Raw genomic sequence first — 18,833 nt, 5'->3', positions numbered from 1 at the left:
TATTTTTAATTTGGGGTCACATGAAAATTATGAATTAGTGCATGGGAGCTTTGGCAGTGCCATGTTCAACATGAACTCTGCGGATGAAAAAGGCAAGGATCAACCCGATCACACTGATGATCATCGCAAAGAAAAATGAATTTTGTGATCCGATTGTCATGGCATTGGCCATTTCATTTACGGATTCAGGCATACTGGATTGGCTCAAATAGCCTTCCATACCTTTGGAGAGAATGCTTACCGCTACAGCTGTACCGATTGCACCAGCAACTTGTTGGAGCGTACTCATAATGGCTGTTCCGTCTGGGTATAGATCCATAGGGAGCTGATTTAGGCCGTTTGTCTGAGCTGGCATCATAATCATGGAAATGCCGATCATCAAGCAGCTATGAAGCACAATAATGAGTACAAGAGTTGATGTTGTTGTAATGCCGGACAGGAAAAACAAAACAGCAGCTACAATCACAAGTCCTGGAATGACAAGCCACTTGGGACCGAATTTATCGAACAATGAACCCATAATAGGAGACAAGAGGCCGTTGATAATCCCACCGGGCAGAAGTACTAAACCTGCTGTTAGAGCAGACAGAGCCAGCCCCTTTTGCAAAAAGAGTGGAAGAATCAGCATCGTAGAAAGGATCGTCATCATACATAGGAACACCATAATAACGCCAATAACAAACATAGGGTATTTAAATACACGCAAATTCAACATAGGCTGCTTCATTTTCAATTGACGTACAGAGAACAGTATCAACGATATCAGACCGACAATCACAGGAAGCAGAACCATCAGGCTAGCCCAACCTTCGCCACCTTCTCCGGATTTACTGAAACCAAACACGACACCGCCGAAGCCAATGGAAGATAACAGGATAGATAAAAAATCAATTTTGGGCTTGGTCGTTTTTGAAACGTTTTGCATAAATAAAATACCGCAAATCAGTGAGAGAACCAAGAACGGAAGGGAGATCCAGAAGATCCAGTGCCAAGACAGATTTTGCAGTACCAGTCCTGCAATGGTAGGGCCCACTGCCGGTGCGAACATAATGACCAATCCGATGATCCCCATAGCCGCGCCTCTCTTTTCAGCCGGGAAAATGATCAAGATGGTGTTAAACATCAATGGCAATAACAACGCCGTGCCAATGGCCTGAAGAATACGTGCGATCAATAGCACTGAAAAAGTAGGTGCAAGCGCAGCAACGAGACAACCAGCTATTGAGAACAGCAACGATGTAACAAACAGCTGTCTTGTCGTAAAGGTTTGAATCAGCAATCCCGATACAGGTACTAAAATACCGAGTGTAAGCAGATAAGCGGTTGTCAGCCATTGGGCTGTTGCAGTTGTAATATGCAAAATCTGCATCAAATCATTCAGTGCAATGTTAAGTGCCGTTTCACTGAACATCCCAATAAAGCCGCTAAGGAGCAGCGCAATCATAATAGGTAGCACCTTGAACGTTTTGGGTTCAGAGGGTGAACTTGTTTGACTCATTGTACTCATGTTGTTTTTGTTCCTCCAAATAAATTAATAGTGTTGAATTATAACAATCGGTCTATATATAATAAACATGTTGTTATTTTTTTGTCAAAGTATAAGTTGTAAATATTAAATAATGAAGGATGCTGTATATGGCTGCTAAACCCGAATCATACGAGAATATCGTACAAACCGCATCGAAGCTCTTTTTTCATCAGGGGTATCACGCGACCGGACTGAATCAGATTCTTGCGGAGAGTGGATCACCGAAAGGGTCACTTTATTATTATTTTCCGCGTGGTAAAGAAGAATTGGCTTTGGAGTGCATAAGAAGAGGGAATGAGTTTATAAAGCAAAAATTAAAACAGACACTGGACGGGAATGATAATCCAGTGCTAGCCATTCAGGATTTTATTCGTAATACAGCTGAGGAGGCAGACCGTACCGGCTTTAACGACTTCATGCCGATTGGCTTCTGGGCTGCTGCGGAAACTTCCTGTATTAGTGAATCGCTACGTCATGCTTGTGTGAATACGTTTACAGATTGGCAGCACATCTATATGGAGCGTCTTCAGGAATCGGGCTGGGACGAGGAAAAGGCACGCAGTCTGGCGGTACTTATCATTTCGATGCTCGAAGGTGCATTGATTTTGGCCGTTACGCAACAGAGCAGTGCTCCTATTTATAATATCGTGGATTACATTCCACAGTTGGTCAAATAATCCTGTCTCTTCAATTTTCAATCTCTCCTAATGAGCTCCAACAAGTAACTTTAGAGAGCCGATGTTCTCGTTTTTGAGAACTCGGCTTTTTTGTGGTTCTGAGACGTAATTTTACTCACATTACCAGCACCAAATGATGAAAAGTATGGTAAAATAGAATGAATTTGATTTTGATTTTGCACGAAAGGAAGGGTGATAGCAAGTGGCAAAAGCGAAGGTACCCAAACGGCCTACTCGGGATGAATTTGTACTGGAGGAAATCGGGAATCAGCTTGTAGAAGCACAACGAGAGCAATCCGAGGTTGTATTGACCGTATGGGGACGCGCAGAAACAACCCGCGGACAGATTGTTAAAATGGACCCAAGAACAGGGAAGGTTCATGTAGAGAGTAATGGAGAAACGGATAAAGTTCCTTTTATGGATATTATGAGTGTAAATTACCCGAGAGATTAGTTGTTGTGATTACATAAATATAGCAGAAAGGGACAACAAGAATGACAAAGTTAGAGTCTCCCTTACTGCGAGGGAAAGTAACAATTTAAAATTCGCGTATACAAAAACAACCGAGTGGTTTAGAGCCATCGGTTGTTTTTGTATACTGCTGCATGAGTGGGAAGAGAAAGCCGCGTTGTTGTATTGGCACTTGCCCTTGTATATGCTTATGCAGCTTTTATCGGGCTGGTATGACTCGCACGTGCTTCGGCTTTCTTAAGCACCTTACGATCAAAAATGAAGGGGCCAAACGGCAAAAGTGAGGCAATCAAGGCAGCAAGACTTTGCAGTAGCGTTATTTTCCGCATAATCAGCATGACCACAGTCGCTACAACATAAGCCACGAACAGTACCCCATGGATCATACCCACCCAGCTTACCATTTGCGGTATTCCAGCTGCGTATTTAAGTGGCATAGCGATACACACAAGCAGTAGATATGAAATTGCTTCAATATTACCAATGACACCAAACATCTTAAAGGCATTTTTGAACATAATACACCTCTTTCTCTTATTACTTAAAATTTAATATATCCTATAATGCATTGTTATTAAACGGTAGAAAGTTACGATATATCGAATATTTACGGCAGATGCCAACGTCACACAGCTTAGCGCTCCTGGAAACGATAATTGTAATTTCATTTAACTTGTCAAAATGTGTATCCCTATTGTATGCGCGACCCCCTATCAGTAAAAATACGGTGTGAAGCCTAAACATTTTGTATGCAAATTCCGATAACAGTTAAATGAACGTGTGTACATTATGGTACATATTTTAAAAGCTGGATTGCAGCAGAAGGGCTTGTAAGCTTAACTTATTAGTTTTTGACAAATAAAATTTCCATACTGGTATCAAGGAGAGCATAGAATATGAATAAAAAACGTTTGCGTCAATGGATGGCTCCGTTCGCAACGGCTACACTGATTTTGAATACGGGATATGGCATTTTGACACCCGATGCAGTGGCTAGCGCGTTGCCGACTGAGAGGCATTACTCAAATCTGACAGGCCTAAATACAACACAGTTACATACCAAATTAGCAACCGCTCAAGGTAGTCAAGTGCCTGTTACTTCAGGTCCGAAAGTGACTACGTTAACCAAAGGTTATGGTCAGAACACCTATCTTAACCAAATGCTAAAAGTAATGTCGAGCCAAATGGTGACTGCGAATATCGCGCCGGCAGAGGTAAGCAATCTGACAGCGGTTCCTACAGAAACAACAAAAGTAAATTTGTCCTGGAACAATCCGTCGGACATCAATTTTGACCACGTAAAAGTGGTGGGTGTTACTAACGATGTGTATGTAGATAACATTAGAAGTAACTCTTATATGTTAAGCGGTTTACAGCCGAACACGACATATACCTTTCGCGTGAAAACGGTGAATAAGAGTGGAAATGAATCTCTCGGTACAACAATACAGGCTAAAACGGCTTCCGCTGATGGTCCTGTGGATAAGACACCACCAGGAGAAGTAAGCGGACTGGCAGCGACGAATGTAGGATATAATGGATTTACCATCAATTACATATTGCCTAAGGATGCTGACTTAAGCCAAGCGATTGTCTATTTAAATGGTACAGAAATTCAAAGAACCACAGGCACGTCTTACACGTTTAATGTCTTGAATGCTGCCACAGCCTATACCGTAACGGTCAAAACGATAGACAAATCCGGAAATATATCTCAAGGAGTTAGTATTCCAGTTACAACTTCTACGGTCTCTACCGATATCGTGCCCGATGTGACAGGTGCTTCAGTGACATCAGTTAATAACTATAGTGTTACTGTTTCCTGGACAAGGCCTAGCGGAATTAGTACGGTCAGTCTGTATAAGGACGGGCAACTGGTAACCGATTCAACAGGAACATCCTATACTTTCAACAATCTTTCGGCAAGCCAGACCTATACGTTCACGATAAGATCTAAGCGAAGCACAGGTACATTGTCCTCCGGTGTGAGACTAACTGCCACAACGGACAGTACGTCTTCCAATTCGTCAGAAGTGTCCAATCTTGAAGTAGATAGCAAAAGTGACACCTGGATCAAAATCACCTATGATATGCCGAGTCGAGCCGACAAGGTGAAGATATATGTGGATGGTGATTATAAGGGGACTACAAGCTCTGAGTCCTATAAAATCACGGATTTGCGAGAAGGACGCTGGTATGAGATTAAGGTCGTGACTGTCAATAGCAATGGAAGAGAATCTAGCGGTGTAAAGATATCAGAACGCACGGATTCGGATGGTTACTACTCTTCTTCATCTAGTTCATCGAACTATGAGAAAGCAAGAGATTTGATGCGAATTGCGGAAAACAGTCTAAATGCGTCCGACTGGCGTTCTGCCAGAGATGCAATCAGTGATCTGCCGAGCGGAACCCGTAAAAGCGATCTGCTGGATCGGCTAGAAGCTATTCGCAATAGAGCGATTGGTACCGGTAGTTCATCATCCGGGACGAGTTCTACTACGACAACCACTTCTGGTACAACGTCTTCATATCCTAACAATGCGGTTTCCTCCTATTCATCTTCGTTCACCCTGACACCAGGAGCTAAATCAGCTTATGTCGATGGTCGTGCTACGACGATGGCTCAGGCTCCTCGGATCATTAATGGGGCGACGATGGTCCCGCTGCGCTTTATCAGTGAACGGATAGGTTACGAGGTGAATTATGAAAAATCGACCAAAAAGATTATTCTGAATCGACCTACAGACGGCAAACAGGTAGTGCTTCAAGTCAAGAATTCGACCCTTGCCGTATATGAGTTAAACAACTCCCGAAGTTATTCGACGAACATCACAGCTCCGGTTATTGTTAACGGCTACACGCTGGTTCCATTACGAGTGATTAGCGAGCTTTCGGGGTATCAGGTGAACTATAATACTGCATCCAAACAAATTACGATTACCAAATAAATGCATCTGTTAAAAGAGTTCTAAAGTGAAAACTTTAGAACTCCTTTTTGTCTACTATCCAATAAGTGTACGTAAAATGCGAAAAGGGGCGCTTTATAAGCGCCCGCTAATAGAGTTATAAATTGACAATCAGCTACTCTGTAAACAAGTTATTTTGACTAAAATGATATTAAGCTGCTTAAGATCTTCTACAGTTAGTTGAATACTCAGCGTTTGAAGATTAGTTTCGATCTGATCAGGCTTGGTCGCACCTGGAATGATTAAGGTATACGATAGGATTGATTCTCGCTTGTATGATTCATGCACTGATTGGTATCTCAATGCTTACCTGTCCGCCGCTTGTCTGGGTGGAGTTGGTGATGATCAGTTGTCCGCCATGTAGGTTGACAATGGATTTTGTTATATACAGGCCCATACCGTAATGTCCACTCAATCTTCTGGATGAATCACCCATATAAAACTGCTCGGCGGCCTGTTTGAGACCTGCTGGAGAGAAGCCCGGGCCTTCGTCTACGATGCTGAACCGAATACAGTTTTCAACAGACTCTACGATCAGCTGGATTTCGCTGTATTCAGGCGCCTGATCTACCGCATTAGAAGCAACATTCATAATGGCACGCTCAAGTAGCACTGGGTCTGCATACAGCGTCTTAGGGAGGTTATATGCAGCGAATGCTACAGATATTTTTTTGACAGCAGCCAAGGCCATTATCTGATCTTTCACTTTCGATAAATAGAAGTCAGCATCCATCGTTTCCGCCCGCAGGGTGACTAGTGTTTCCGCTTTTGAAATGTCAATGAGAGTTTTAATATACTGCTCCATCTGCCTGGTGCTTTCCGCAATATAATCCGTATAGTTCTTTTGCTCTTCGGACTGTTCGGTCTCGGACAGTAGCTCTACGTTTCCACGAACGATAGTGAGTGGTGTTTTGACATCGTGTGCTAGAGCGGAAATTTGCTCGCGGCGGGATTTTTCGAGATTCCACTGTTTCTGAAGCGATGCCTTTAAAGTTTCTTTCATTTTATCCATGGAATGCAGCACCTGATCGATCTCCATCACGCCACTGAACTTGATTGAGAAGTCCAAATCCTGTGCTTGAATTTGTTTGGTAGCCTGCTGCAATCCGATCATCTTACGTGCCAGCTTTCGTCCGAAGGAGGAAGCCAGTAAAGCACCTCCCCCCAGGAAGGCGATACAGAACACGGCCAAAAAGGACAATTCTGCGTTCGGCAGATATTGACGCAGGATAGGAAGTTCAAACTGTGCCGAGACAGAATAGCGCATCACAGTAATTTCATCATGATGTGGAACTTTTACATAGTTATAGGGAAATTGATACACAGTATTGCTCTGCTGCGTAACACTCCAAGCGGCTTGGGCCTGGTTTTCAGAAAGATTTCCTTCAATGAGGCGGCCTTCCGAAGTGAACAACGCGTACTTATACAGTTTTATCTGAGAATTCGGTTGCAGGGTCTTGCCCGCTTCAATGATTGACTTGTCCTCCCGTACCTGCTTCTCCGCATAGTTCGCGGGAAGAATGGCCCCATAAGATATCAGGGCATAGAAGATGAGGACCAGGAACAGAGCGAGCGCAATCGTCCCAATACAAAACATAACTAAATAACCCAGGAAAATGGTTCGTAATTTGGTAGTCTTGCGTGCTTGTTGTACTTTGGTTACTTCCATCGGTAGCCGATCCCCCAAACCGTCTCCACTGGAGAAACCTCTACTTTGCCAAGCTTGGCCCGGATATTTTTGACATGCTCCACAATGGTGGCGGAATCGCTGTCCCCATCCAAGCCGAAGACCGCTTCGTAAATCTGCTCCTTAGAGAATACCTGCCCCCAGTTCAAAGCTAGAAACTTACATATCTCATATTCACTTTTGGTAAACGGGACTACAACATTCTGAACGGTGATTTCCTTGCCAGACAAATTGAAATGAACTTCCCCGATGCAGAATACATTACGCCGTTCACGATTCTCCCGTCTGAGATGGGCGTTGATTCGTGCGCGCAGCTCTCCAGTGCCGAACGGTTTGACAATATAATCGTCGGCTCCATCCCCAAGCCCCAACATCACATCGTTCTCCATGGATTTTGCGGTAAGAAACAGTATCGGACAGTCTACCTTGCTGCGAATTTCCCGGCAGAGTGTGAATCCGTCCATGGTAGGCATCATCACGTCAAGCAGTATAAGATCAAATGCTCCGAGCTGCATGGTGAGAACCTGTGGGGAGGCGGAGACCACCGTGACAACATGGCCATCTTTCTGCAAAATATTTTGAAGGAGTGCCAAAACGGCGGGTTCGTCATCAACGGCCAACAAGTTTGCCATGCTTTATTCACATCCCTTGCTTTCTTTACTCTAATCTTTACTCCAACGAATTTTGTCCTTCCCAACGACAAATCCATAACCCTAATAATACCATGATGACTAAGGTCCCTACTACGCAATATCTGATTCCCAAATGAAGCTGTATAGCTTCAGGGATAGAATCTGCTGAGCTTACGCCGTATTGCACCCAGATCGTGATGAACCGGGCCGCCCAAGCAGCGGGGAAGAATATCCAATTATGATCACCCAGCCCTGTAAGAAGCAAAGCGGACAATAGACTCTCCATGATACCCAGACCGATGGAAGCTCCCTTACCGAACCGCAAACTAATGAAAAAATGCAGAATATAAAGGAACACACTGGACACAAACAGAATGCAGGCAGCCAACACATAAAACTTCAAGCCATACGGGGACTCTTTCATAAGATATATATAGCCAGCCCCAAAGCCGCCTGAGGCAAGCAGCACACTGCCAAATCCCAAGCACAGAAGTAGGCTGAGCTTGCTCAGGAAAGGTAGCAGCTTCACTGGCGAGGTTAAGAGCTGCTGGAAATTCCCAGCGGCTGACTCCTGATCGGCAGTAATGGAGCAGACAATACCAATCATGGTAGGAAGAGCCACGGCCAGGACCTGCAAATAGCCGTCAACCTTCGAAATCGGTGAGTATGGAGTGAAGGAATAATAGGCTAGAAAAATTGCTATCCCCAAGATCGGCACAAGCAGCTGCACGAGCAATAAGGGCTGTCTTCTAAGTTTAAGCACATCAGATTTCAGATTGCGGAAGAAAGATATCATCTTACTTAGCCTCCCGTTTGCGGAAAGAAATGGCCGTCAGCACTGACAGAATCATGAATAGACATACTGTGATCAACAGGCCGGGCACAATTACGCCTCTATCCAAAAGTGGATCTCCTGAAGGAACGGCAAGCCCATTAGGCAGCACTTGAATGACGGCGCACATCAATCTCGCTGGAATAGCATAGGGTACCGCCCACCATACAGAAGACGTAGCGAACAAAATGGTACAGGCTGCGTTGCCCACCATGTTGATGATTAGGGTGGCAAACATGCCTATTCGGTCCGTTAGGAACAGGCAAAGTGGAACTTGCCACAAAAAGGTGATGAAGAGTATCAGAGTTGCAGCGACGCTTCCTGCTAGTGTCATGGAAGTTGAGAATACGAATCCGCCAAGAGTTATCCCTGTAAATAGGATAATAGAGGAAACCATTAAGAGCCTTACGCAAATCCCGATTTTACCGTACCATACCCGAGCCAAATCTACAGACATGCCGAGGACAGCACGGTATTTTAGCTTCTTGCCGTCCTTTTGAATCACTCCTGAGCACATTAAGGTAAGGGCACCTGGCAGTAGCATGAAATACCACCAATTGTAGCTGGCGCTTTGGAGCATACGTCCTCCCATGAGCACGGTACACAGAAGAAGAGTAACGATGGGGGCAAGCCAGACCAATTTTTTCGTGAAGGTACGCTTTAATTTTAGATGTTCGGCGGCTATATATTGCTGCATCCTACTCACCTCTCTTTCGGTATTCCTGTGCAATCTGCATGAACAACGATTCCAAGTCTTGTCCTGGTGTAACCGCCTCTTGGTAAGCTAATATGCCACCGGCGATGATGCCGACATGGTCAACGATTTGTTCGACTTCAGATAGGATATGACTGGAAAGAATTACGGTAATTCCTTGCTTCGGAAAGGAGCGAATCAGCTCGCGTTGCTCCTGAATGCCAATGGGGTCAAGCCCGTTGGTTGGCTCATCTAAAATTAGTAACTTGGGATGGTTGAGGAGTGCAATGGCAATGCCCAGCCGCTGTTTCATGCCCATCGAGAACTGGCCAGAGCATTTTTTCCCCGTATGAATCAAATCAACAATGTTCAGTACTTCATCAATTCGTGAATCAGGTAATCCGAGCAAGGTTGTACGAACCTTTAGATTCTCTCTAGCTGTCAAATTCTCATAGAGTGGAGGAGATTCGATCAGTGCGCCGATCTGAGCGAGATCTTTTCGAGACCAGGGTTTTCCTTGAAATAAAATCTCACCGGCCGTGGGGCGTAGCATACCAGTTAACATTTTTAAGGTAGTTGATTTTCCTGCCCCATTCGGGCCGAGCAGACCATACACGGAATTCTCCTGAATAGACAATGTGACGTTATTCACCGCCTGTTGTCGTCTGAAGGTTTTGCAGAGATTTTTAGTTTGTAAAATAATGTTATCCATATCAGTTCATCCTTTTCATTCGTTCTGACAACTACTTTACAGATCAATTCTAAGAACTTTATAAGGATTGAAATATTAATGTTTCAAACTTTATGCATTCATACAGTATTCGCTATAATGGATACAGTGATTTAGGAAAGGGATGTATTCATGAAGAAGGTTATCGTAATCGGAGCAGGAATTCTGGGGGCATCGACAGCATACCAGTTAGCAAAATTGGGCGCTGATGTCATTCTTGTAGACCGCAAAGATAAAGGACAGGCGACTGATGCAGCTGCTGGCATTATTTGTCCCTGGTTATCACAGCGACGCAATCAGGCTTGGTATCAGCTAGCCAAAGCGGGCGCACGTTTTTACCCCGGATTGATTGAAGAACTCAAAAGCGAGGGGGAAACAGAAACTGGCTATGCTCAAGTTGGAGCTCTCAGTATTCATGATGATTTGGAGAAAATCAAAAAAATGCAGGAGCGAGCACACTTACGACAAGCGGATGCACCAGAAATCGGTGAGATTACCCGACTAAATGAAAAGGAAACCCATGAACAATTTCCTTTGTTAGTAGAAGGTTATCATTCTGTTCATATTAGCGGTGCCGCTCGTATAGATGGTCGTGCGCTGCGTGATGCGTTGATCCGATCAGCAAAAAGAAATGGGGCAACCCTTATCCATGGGGATGCTGTGCTTCAATACGATTCCGACCATGTAACCGGAGTGGCGGTCGGTGCAAACAGCTTCTCATCTGACGAAGTCATTGTTTGTGCAGGTGCATGGGCCAATCAACTGATGCTGCCTTTGGGCATTCATTTTAAAGTTAGTTATCAAAAAGCACAAATTATGCATTTGCAGATTTCTAATAGGCAAGACACAGGCACCTGGCCTGTAATCATGCCGCCTTCTGATCAATATCTGCTGGCTTTTGACAAACAGAAGATCGTAATAGGGGCAACTCATGAAAATGAAATCGAAGGCTACGATACAAGAGTAACAGCAGGTGGGATACAGGAAATTCTGAACAAAGGTTTAGAATTGGCTCCTGACTTAGCAAACAGCACTTTTCAGGAGGTAAGAGTTGGTTTCCGTCCTTTTACACCCGGTTTTCTACCGGTGATCGGAGCTGTTCCTGGCTGGAATGGCCTTATAGCGGCAAATGGGCTTGGGGCATCCGGGTTGACCATGGGCCCCTTTATTGGAAATCAGTTGGCAAAGTTGGCACTTGGAATGGCCTTGGATATCGATATCAATGATTATGATATTCGAAAAGCAATAGATGAAAGTTGATTCTTCAAGGTAGACAACATTAGATAGCATAAGAAGCCGCCATACTGGCGGCTTTTCTAGTAATATAAGTTCTTTTCCTGGACCAAAGATAGAGCCTATGTCGATTTTTAAGGTTACTCGTTTCTATTTTAGTCTTAGACCTAGTAAAACCCCGCTACGTAGGAACAAGATTAGTGATATAGTGAAACAAATCACAGAAAACAGGCTAACGGAAATAAAACCACCGGCGTGCGCGTATAGCATTCCTGCTGTGAAAGAGCCAACCATCGTTCCAAAATACATAGAAGAATTGGCAAGTGATGAAACTGTTCCACGTGCTGTGGCAGACAAGGTTTGAAGCATACTCATCATAAGCGGAAAAATCATTCCAAGGGTAAGGAAGATCAGAAAATATGTAATTTCGACATAGGTTACACTAGGTAAATAGGGTAGAATTAAATAAAGTAGGCCGATGAAAATTACGCCATATATCAAAGATTGCTTAGGACCCACTTTGTTAACTAAGCTACTCCCAAATAAGCTGCTGATCGTATTTCCTAAACCAAGGAACAAAATCACCGTACCAATATTTGCAACATTGAGGCTGAATTTGTCGGACAGCCATGTGCCAATAAAAGAGAAGGCAGCAAAATTTCCGAGTTGGAACAGGAAGTAGGCCAGAAAAGCGACCTTAGGTGTTGACCCCTGCAGCAATGAACGATATCTGTTCCTAATCGAGGGAGCCTTTTGCTTCTGTATAGAAGGAGGCAAGGCGGGCAAGAGAACAGCAGTCCAAATAACGATCAAAAAGGTGCAGCAACCAATTACCATAAAGGGTGTTTGCCACCCGGCGGTAGCGAGATAGCTGCCAATGGGAACGCCTAGCATTTGGGAAAAAGCTAATCCAGCGGTGGCAACTCCCATGGCTTTTAACACTTTATGTGGTTGAACCAACTGAGGAATGGCAGCCCAAACTTGAGGTGAGGCAAAAGCGGCACTAATGCCAGCTAATAAGCGAAAAGCAAACATGGTCCAAAAATCAACGGCAAAGCCGCAAAGTAGAGTGAAGATACCGAAACCAAGCAAGCCGAACAGTAGTACTTTTTTTCGATTCCATGCATCTGACAACGGTCCTGCAATTAAGGCAAACAGAGCATACCCTAAAGCATAGGCTGAAACGATCCAGCCCGATTGTTCAATAGAAATGCCGAAGCTTTCACGAAGAATAGGTAAAAGAGGGGATACAATGAACGTATCCGTACCAATGAAAAACATGATCAAGAAAAACAAGATGATAATTTTATTCAAAACGAAACCCTCCATTTGTTCTATTGTTCGAATATTTTCGAATAATAGAAATATAGCATTCCAATATGCTATAATGCAACTATAATTCTTTGTTAGGCAGGTGAACGGATCTTGAGAACGCTGTATCATCCTAACGTAATTGAAATTACTCTACCTACAGTTTTATATGCTTTAAGTGACCCCATTCGGCTTAATATCATCCAGATTTTAGACGAAAACGGGGAGCAATCCTGTAGCTCGCTAGATATTTCAGCCCCAAAGTCAACCTTGTCTCATCATTTCAAGGTTCTTCGGGAATCAGGGGTCATTCATACGAGAATAGAGGGAACCCAACGCTTTATTTCTATCCGTTACGACGATTTAAATGAACGCTTTCCAAGCTTGCTGTCGGCTGTACTGATGGGCTTGAAGCAATAAAAAAACAAAGGTCTAGTTAGCATGATACTAACTAGACCTTATTTGCCGAAAAACAACCATATATACTTATAAGTTGCTGCTTATTTTGAAGTTAGAGAGAAGCTGATCCTTCTATACGTCATTCATCATGTCATTGAGATGTGAATTCTTCAACGATTGTGTTAGGATTTGCATGTTTTTCAAGTAGTCGATTTTATAGATACAGGAGTAAATCACATTTAATACATAGTCAAAAGCAATTTGCGACGAAAATGTACCAATCTTGGCATGTTTTACTTCGTCATTAGGCACCTGGATACAGATATTACTGAGTTTGGCCAATTCATTTTGATTGGTTGCTGTAATTGTGATAAATGGAATATTTTCATGTGTAAAGTGCCTTGCTGCTTTTAAAAAAATTGGCGATTTTCCATGGTAAGTTAAAAAAACAGCGCAATCCTGTGGCGTAAGATTAGCCGTATGGTACGCCCACTCAGACAGCTCCGTAGCTATAACCACATACTTGTTAATTTTCACTAATTTATTTTGGAAACTTTTCGCACGGATTTGTGAATCTCCTAACGCATATATAAAGATCCTGTTCGCTTGATCCAGCAATAGGGCTGTTTGCGACAATAAATCATCATCCATGAATGTAAAGTTTTTTTCTATCGTTTCCTTCATTAATTCTGCAATTTCTTTCGCCACTTGAAGTGGGGATTCATCAAAACCAAATGGATAGTTGGGGTCTACATTGGAAATGTTCTGGGTATTCTGCTGAAACTCCCGAGCAAGTTTGATTATGAACTCCTTGAAGCCAGATAGCCCAAGTTTACGTGTTAATCGATTAATTGCGGAATGCGAAGTATATGTTGCCTTTGCAAGCTCCTGAATATTTAAGTGCAGGATACTTTCCTTATGAAGCAAAATATAGGATGCAATGCTTTTTTCGTTTGGTGTAAAGTTTTGCATTTCGGATAATTGCATCAGTATTTTCAACAGGTTCACTCCGGTTCAATTGAAATGACGTTTGATAAAGGATATAAAATAAACATTTTGTTCGAAAATAAACAAACATTTTTAAAAATATTCGGTTGATTGTACCATTTTGGCGGCAAATCCTTTACGATCAACGTTCTTCTTCTATAATAAATGAAAAAGAGCCTAGGGGGAATTAATATGCTTAACATCGGTTATATTGGGAATGGCAAAAGCACCAATCGGTATCATCTTCCTTTTTCATTGACCAGAGATCATTTGAACGTAAAGACGATCTACGCCCGTAATCCAGATAAAAGGGAGTGGGAGAAAACCCCTGGTGTGCAGTATACAGATAATCTTGAATCTCTAATGAACGATAAGGAAATTCAGTTGATTGTTATCTGTACACCTGTAGAATCCCACTACACTTATGCGAAGATGGCACTCAACCACGGAAAAAATGTACTTGTTGAGAAACCCTTTATGTTAACGAAAGAAGAAACTGTGTCCATCTTCCAATATGCCAAAGAGAAAAATCTGATTATTCAATGCTATCAAAACAGACGTTACGATTCGGATTTTCTCACTACAAAGAAGGTTATTGAATCAGGAAAACTCGGTGATTTGTTGGAGGTGGAAATGCATTTCGATTATTATCGCCCTGAGACCCCCAACTCCACCTCTCATTTTTCTAAATATAACAGTTACTTATATGGACATGGCGCTCATACCATTGACCAAGTCCTTTCCTATTTTGGGAAGCCTGACACGATCCATTACGATGTGCGCCAATTGCTCGGTTCTGGAAGAATGAATGATTATTTTGATCTGGATTTTTATTATTCTTCACTCAAGGTATCCATCAAATCCAGCTTTTTTCGTTTAAAAGAGCGGCCGAGTTTTGTAGTTTACGGCAAAAAAGGCGTTTTTATAAAGCAGACAAAGGATCGTCAGGAGGAGCATCTGAAATTATACTATCTGCCTAAGGGACACTCCGATTTCGGCATCGACCTGCCCGAGCATTACGGCATCTTAACATATCTGAATGATAAGGGCGAGTATCATGAAGAAAAAGTAATTTCTGAAAAGGGAGACTATGCCCGAGTGTATGACGATATTTATCAGTCGATCGTAATTGGTAAAGAAAAAGTGATTAAAGACGAAGAAACGATAATGTGTATGGAAATACTTGAAAAAGGTATAGAGGAGTGCAGCTAAAATGAAGTTAGGAATTGTCGGAGCAGGGATGATCGTAGGGGATCTATTAAGCTTTATTCAGGAAATCCCGACCATTTTACTAAAGGGCATTTGTTCTAGACCTAGCCACAAGGAGAAATTACTGGATTTGCAAAGTAAATATGGAATATCTCAGATTTATTCGGATTACAGCGAGATGCTGATGAGTCGTGACGTGGATACTGTCTATATCGGGCTGCCTAATCATCTTCATTATTCATATGCCAAAGAAGCATTATTGAGTGGTAAACATGTCATTTGCGAGAAGCCGTTTACTTCCACTTTGCAAGAATTTCTAGAGCTAAAAGAAATTGCTCAGCAAAGAAAACTGGTATTGGTGGAAGCCATAACGAATCAATATTTGAAAAATTATTTATCAATGAAGGAGTATCTACCTAAGCTTGGTGAGATCAAAATAGTTGAATGCAACTATTCTCAATACTCATCTCGGTATGAAGCTTTCAAAGCAGGAATAATCCAGCCAGCGTTTAATCCAGAAATGTCTGGTGGAGCCTTGATGGATATTAATTTATATAATATTCATTTGGTTGTTGGATTCTTCGGGAGCCCGAAGAAAGTGGAGTATTGGGCGAACATGGAGCGTGGAATTGATACTTCAGGTATACTGCTGCTTGATTACGGTGATTTCAAGTGTGTCTGCATAGGTTCGAAAGACAGTACGGCTCCCAATGCAGTGAACGTTCAAGGCAATAAGGGGTATATACACATGGCAAGTTCAGCAAATATATGCGACTGCTTTGATTACACTGCGAATAAGGAAACGCCAATTCGGGTGGATCAGAAAGATCATCCCCATCGAATGTATGATGAATTCGTTGAATTTGACCGTATCATCAAGGAAAAAGATTTGGGAAAAGTCTCAGAAATGCTTGAACACAGCGAGAGGGTCATGAATGTCATTGAGAAAGCCAAGCAATCCGCCAATCTTGTATTTGGTCCTGATAAATAAAGAAGCAGCTCAATTACTGAGTTGCTTCTGATCCGTAATTCCCACACAGCGGACACTGCATAACGGATAACCACTTCTTCGTTTAATCCTTGATTTCTCTCTTCAGTCATGTCTTTGATATCATTACTTCAAGTCATAATCCAATCACGAGGAAGTCTCTTTAGTTAGAGTGAATAATTCAGATGAAAAATCATATTTCTCCGCAATATTAAAATCCTGGTCAGCCTTATAAGGCGGGGTGAGTATAAGTCCGATGTTCATTAACTCGCTGCCTGTAAAACGTCGGTCCAATTCTTCCACGAAATATACTGCCATTTCGTCCAGTCCGATGAGCTTTAGCCGTGAATAAGCTGCATTGGGGCGTGAGAGAACCTGGTACCAGCCGACGAGAGCATGCTCACGTTCTGCATCAATGGTCATCCATGCTGTTTCATTTTTTTCAAAGGGACTTAGCAGACGGTAAAAGGTTCCCTGTGTAATTAATCGTCGGTGACGTTTATATACTTGTATTTGTTTTTTAATTACATTGCACTCTTCTTCGGACAACGCCAATGGGTCAAGTTCATAACCGAATATACCAAAGTAGGCGACATTGGATCTAGTTTGCAGCGGTGCCGTTCTGCCTACCTGGTGGTTCGGGATGCTTGACACATGAGCACCCATACTGCTAAGCGGATAGGCCATGGAAGTGCCATACTGAATCTTCAGACGTTCTATAGCCTCGCTATCGTCGCTTGTCCATGCTTGCGGAGCGTAATAAAGCATCCCTGGATCAAACCGTCCCCCACCGGAAGCACAGGACTCAAACAAAATCTCAGGGTGTTCGGTAATCAGCTTCTCATATAAAGCATATACACCCAGGACATAGCGGTGAAAAAATTCGCCCTGTCTTTCCTTGCCCAGAGATAACGAATAGGCTTCTGAAATACAGCGATTCATATCCCATTTTACGTATTCGATCCGAGCAGAAGAGAGCACGTCATCCATTAACTTAAACAGGTAATCCACGACAGGCGGTTGGGAATAATCAAGAACATATTGATGACGTCCATGCTTGCGTTGACGGCCGGGTGTTCCCACAACCCAGTCTGGATGCTCCCTCATAATATGAGAGTCGGAGTTAACCATTTCCGGCTCGAACCAAAGACCGAATTTCATCCCGAGCTGATTGATCTTCTTTGCCAAATTCGAGATCCCGTTCGGTAGCTTTTCAAGATTTTCAAACCAGTCACCGAGGGAAGAGGTATCATTGTTTCTTCGACCGAACCATCCGTCATCCAAGACAAAGAGTTCAATCCCCAGTTCACCTGCTTTTTTTGCCATATCAACTATTTTCTGCTCAGTAAAATCAAAATAGGTCCCCTCCCAGTTATTGATCAATACAGGTCGTTCCCGCTCGGTCCAACTGCTGCGAATTAAGTGTTTATTGTACAGGCTATGGTATGCTTGGCTCATGCCATTTAAACCGCTCTCAGAATAGACCAGAACTGCTTCAGGCGAATAAAAACATTCTCCTGGCTTCAGGGTCCAGCAGAATTTGTCAGGATGAATGCCGATCATCAATCGGGTAGTTGAATAGCTGTCCACTTCCGCCTGGGCAAGAAAGTTCCCGCTGTAAACGAGATTAACCGCATATACTTCTCCTTGGTGTTCCTGTGATCCGGGTTTGGCAAGCGCCAGAAATGGGTTGTGAACATGACTACTAATTCCTCGTGTGCTCCCAATCGACTGTAGCCCAGGTCTCAATGGTGTACGCTCCACATGACGTTCCCTGCCCCAAGCCCCTGATAAATGAATAATTTCATATTCGGAGTCAGGGAGATCAAGACTCAGGCTCATTAGACGGTTGACTCTCAGGAGATCATTCCCGGAATTCGTTATGGATACGGATCTCGTGATCACGGGCAGTTCGCTGAAGATGGTGTAAGCAAGCACGGCCACCGCTCCTGTAAGAGAATCGGTCAGCGTGATGAGGAGTGTCTCTGCTTCATGTGCTTCCTTACAAAACGTAGCTGGAAGATGAGGAATTTTGGGTTTTCCAGTGATTACCTCGTAATGGTCATAAGTGAACTCCATTATATGAGATCCATCCTCCTGTATGATCTCAATTGTTGGCTCTCGAAAGTCTCCACTTCCCGCAGAAGGAAACTCCTGCTTAATACTTTCCAACGATGTCACCAAGTCACTATCAAACTCACCGACAGACACGGGACGGTAGCTTCGCTCGATAAAACGATCATATTGACCCAGGTACTCTATTTTTTTGCCGTAATATAAATGCTCCAATTGCCCGTTCTCCATGACACGGAAAAGATAACTGCAGTATTTGTTCGTTAAGTGAAATGTCCGTTCCTTTTGGTTAACTTGTAGACTAGCCATGTACATAGCCCCTTTCAAAATATGTCGAACCACTTGAAAACGTTATTATTGAATCAGCATAACAAAGATAGTGATAGTAAATACATGACTTTTTTTAAGTTGGATA

General features: G+C 43.0%; 17 protein-coding genes. 7 read left to right on the top strand and 10 right to left on the bottom strand.

Translation table 11 applies throughout. The features are described 5' to 3' along the window. Positions 1-34: 34 nt before the first annotated feature. Positions 35-1,498, bottom strand: coding sequence for a DHA2 family efflux MFS transporter permease subunit (locus MKX46_RS02855; protein ID WP_069011926.1), 1,464 nt, complete (start codon positions 1,496-1,498; stop codon positions 35-37). A 137-nt stretch (positions 1,499-1,635) separates the two neighbouring features. Here MKX46_RS02855 and MKX46_RS02850 point away from each other — a divergent pair, with 137 nt between their 5' ends. Next, positions 1,636-2,205 (top strand): TetR/AcrR family transcriptional regulator, encoded by a 570-nt coding sequence (locus tag MKX46_RS02850; RefSeq protein ID WP_029515149.1) that lies wholly within the window; start codon positions 1,636-1,638, stop codon positions 2,203-2,205. A 202-nt stretch (positions 2,206-2,407) separates the two neighbouring features. Next, positions 2,408-2,659, top strand: a complete 252-nt coding sequence (locus tag MKX46_RS02845; RefSeq protein WP_029515150.1) for a YolD-like family protein — start codon at positions 2,408-2,410, stop codon at positions 2,657-2,659. Between the two features lie 206 nt (positions 2,660-2,865). On the opposite strand, the gene MKX46_RS02840 is transcribed toward MKX46_RS02845, so the two are convergent. Beyond that, entirely contained in the window at positions 2,866-3,195 is a 330-nt protein-coding gene (locus tag MKX46_RS02840; protein ID WP_069011816.1) for a DUF3817 domain-containing protein, read from the bottom strand. A 378-nt stretch (positions 3,196-3,573) separates the two neighbouring features. Here MKX46_RS02840 and MKX46_RS02835 point away from each other — a divergent pair, with 378 nt between their 5' ends. Then, a complete protein-coding gene (locus tag MKX46_RS02835; protein WP_069011818.1) occupies positions 3,574-5,625 on the top strand; it encodes a stalk domain-containing protein in 2,052 nt (683 codons plus the stop codon). 298 nt (positions 5,626-5,923) lie between these two features. Here MKX46_RS02835 and MKX46_RS02830 read toward each other — a convergent pair whose 3' ends face one another. The 5 genes from MKX46_RS02830 to MKX46_RS02810 are packed head-to-tail and all read right to left on the bottom strand — an operon-like array spanning position 5,924 to position 10,200. Then, positions 5,924-7,312, bottom strand: coding sequence for a HAMP domain-containing sensor histidine kinase (locus tag MKX46_RS02830; RefSeq protein ID WP_069011820.1), 1,389 nt, complete (start codon positions 7,310-7,312; stop codon positions 5,924-5,926). Further along, a complete protein-coding gene (locus MKX46_RS02825) occupies positions 7,303-7,962 on the bottom strand; it encodes a response regulator transcription factor (RefSeq protein WP_029515155.1) in 660 nt (219 codons plus the stop codon). The genes MKX46_RS02830 and MKX46_RS02825 overlap by 10 nt, the downstream gene beginning before the upstream one ends. A gap of 37 nt (positions 7,963-7,999) precedes the next feature. After that, positions 8,000-8,758 (bottom strand): lantibiotic immunity ABC transporter MutG family permease subunit, encoded by a 759-nt coding sequence (locus MKX46_RS02820; protein WP_341070884.1) that lies wholly within the window; start codon positions 8,756-8,758, stop codon positions 8,000-8,002. Position 8,759: 1 nt separating this feature from the next. Further along, entirely contained in the window at positions 8,760-9,491 is a 732-nt protein-coding gene (locus tag MKX46_RS02815) for a lantibiotic immunity ABC transporter MutE/EpiE family permease subunit (protein ID WP_341070883.1), read from the bottom strand. A gap of 1 nt (position 9,492) precedes the next feature. Next, positions 9,493-10,200 carry a lantibiotic protection ABC transporter ATP-binding protein gene (locus tag MKX46_RS02810; protein ID WP_341070882.1) on the bottom strand — a complete coding sequence of 236 codons (708 nt, stop codon included), beginning with the start codon at positions 10,198-10,200 and terminating at the stop codon, positions 9,493-9,495. 150 nt (positions 10,201-10,350) lie between these two features. Here MKX46_RS02810 and MKX46_RS02805 point away from each other — a divergent pair, with 150 nt between their 5' ends. Further along, positions 10,351-11,478 (top strand): NAD(P)/FAD-dependent oxidoreductase, encoded by a 1,128-nt coding sequence (locus MKX46_RS02805; protein ID WP_341070881.1) that lies wholly within the window; start codon positions 10,351-10,353, stop codon positions 11,476-11,478. Positions 11,479-11,601: 123 nt separating this feature from the next. On the opposite strand, the gene MKX46_RS02800 is transcribed toward MKX46_RS02805, so the two are convergent. Next, on the bottom strand, positions 11,602-12,765 hold the full coding sequence (locus tag MKX46_RS02800; RefSeq protein WP_341070879.1) for an MFS transporter: 1,164 nt from the start codon (positions 12,763-12,765) through the stop codon (positions 11,602-11,604). 111 nt (positions 12,766-12,876) lie between these two features. On the opposite strand from MKX46_RS02800, the gene MKX46_RS02795 reads away from it, so the two are divergent. Further along, positions 12,877-13,182 (top strand): ArsR/SmtB family transcription factor, encoded by a 306-nt coding sequence (locus MKX46_RS02795; RefSeq protein WP_029515163.1) that lies wholly within the window; start codon positions 12,877-12,879, stop codon positions 13,180-13,182. Between the two features lie 111 nt (positions 13,183-13,293). Here MKX46_RS02795 and MKX46_RS02790 read toward each other — a convergent pair whose 3' ends face one another. Continuing rightward, entirely contained in the window at positions 13,294-14,160 is an 867-nt protein-coding gene (locus tag MKX46_RS02790; protein WP_341070878.1) for a MurR/RpiR family transcriptional regulator, read from the bottom strand. Between the two features lie 180 nt (positions 14,161-14,340). On the opposite strand from MKX46_RS02790, the gene MKX46_RS02785 reads away from it, so the two are divergent. Together MKX46_RS02785 and MKX46_RS02780 are read left to right on the top strand one after the other, a co-directional pair. After that, positions 14,341-15,360 carry a Gfo/Idh/MocA family oxidoreductase gene (locus tag MKX46_RS02785; RefSeq protein ID WP_341070877.1) on the top strand — a complete coding sequence of 340 codons (1,020 nt, stop codon included), beginning with the start codon at positions 14,341-14,343 and terminating at the stop codon, positions 15,358-15,360. 1 nt (position 15,361) lies between these two features. Beyond that, positions 15,362-16,348, top strand: a complete 987-nt coding sequence (locus MKX46_RS02780) for a Gfo/Idh/MocA family protein (RefSeq protein WP_341070876.1) — start codon at positions 15,362-15,364, stop codon at positions 16,346-16,348. A 144-nt stretch (positions 16,349-16,492) separates the two neighbouring features. Here the strand turns inward: MKX46_RS02780 and MKX46_RS02775 are convergent, their stop codons facing one another. Then, positions 16,493-18,727, bottom strand: a complete 2,235-nt coding sequence (locus MKX46_RS02775; protein WP_341070875.1) for an alpha-galactosidase — start codon at positions 18,725-18,727, stop codon at positions 16,493-16,495. Positions 18,728-18,833: the final 106 nt, after the last annotated feature.

This window comes from Paenibacillus sp. FSL P4-0113 (genome assembly GCF_038009305.1).
Taxonomy (GTDB): Bacteria; Bacillota; Bacilli; order Paenibacillales; family Paenibacillaceae; genus Paenibacillus; species Paenibacillus polymyxa_D.
This window is presented reverse-complemented; position numbering and strand designations above follow the sequence as displayed.

Bases quoted from the DNA above. Each gene is read 5' to 3' on its own strand.
- MKX46_RS02855 (WP_069011926.1), bottom strand. From the start codon at position 1,498: ATGAGTCAAACAAGTTCACCCTCTGAACCCAAAACGTTCAAGGTGCTA.
- MKX46_RS02850 (WP_029515149.1), top strand. From the start codon at position 1,636: ATGGCTGCTAAACCCGAATCATACGAGAATATCGTACAAACCGCATCG.
- MKX46_RS02840 (WP_069011816.1), bottom strand. From the start codon at position 3,195: ATGTTCAAAAATGCCTTTAAGATGTTTGGTGTCATTGGTAATATTGAA.
- MKX46_RS02835 (WP_069011818.1), top strand. From the start codon at position 3,574: ATGAATAAAAAACGTTTGCGTCAATGGATGGCTCCGTTCGCAACGGCT.
- MKX46_RS02830 (WP_069011820.1), bottom strand. From the start codon at position 7,312: ATGGAAGTAACCAAAGTACAACAAGCACGCAAGACTACCAAATTACGA.
- MKX46_RS02825 (WP_029515155.1), bottom strand. From the start codon at position 7,962: ATGGCAAACTTGTTGGCCGTTGATGACGAACCCGCCGTTTTGGCACTC.
- MKX46_RS02820 (WP_341070884.1), bottom strand. From the start codon at position 8,758: ATGATATCTTTCTTCCGCAATCTGAAATCTGATGTGCTTAAACTTAGA.
- MKX46_RS02815 (WP_341070883.1), bottom strand. From the start codon at position 9,491: ATGCAGCAATATATAGCCGCCGAACATCTAAAATTAAAGCGTACCTTC.
- MKX46_RS02810 (WP_341070882.1), bottom strand. From the start codon at position 10,200: ATGGATAACATTATTTTACAAACTAAAAATCTCTGCAAAACCTTCAGA.
- MKX46_RS02805 (WP_341070881.1), top strand. From the start codon at position 10,351: ATGAAGAAGGTTATCGTAATCGGAGCAGGAATTCTGGGGGCATCGACA.
- MKX46_RS02785 (WP_341070877.1), top strand. From the start codon at position 14,341: ATGCTTAACATCGGTTATATTGGGAATGGCAAAAGCACCAATCGGTAT.
- MKX46_RS02780 (WP_341070876.1), top strand. From the start codon at position 15,362: ATGAAGTTAGGAATTGTCGGAGCAGGGATGATCGTAGGGGATCTATTA.
- MKX46_RS02775 (WP_341070875.1), bottom strand. From the start codon at position 18,727: ATGGCTAGTCTACAAGTTAACCAAAAGGAACGGACATTTCACTTAACG.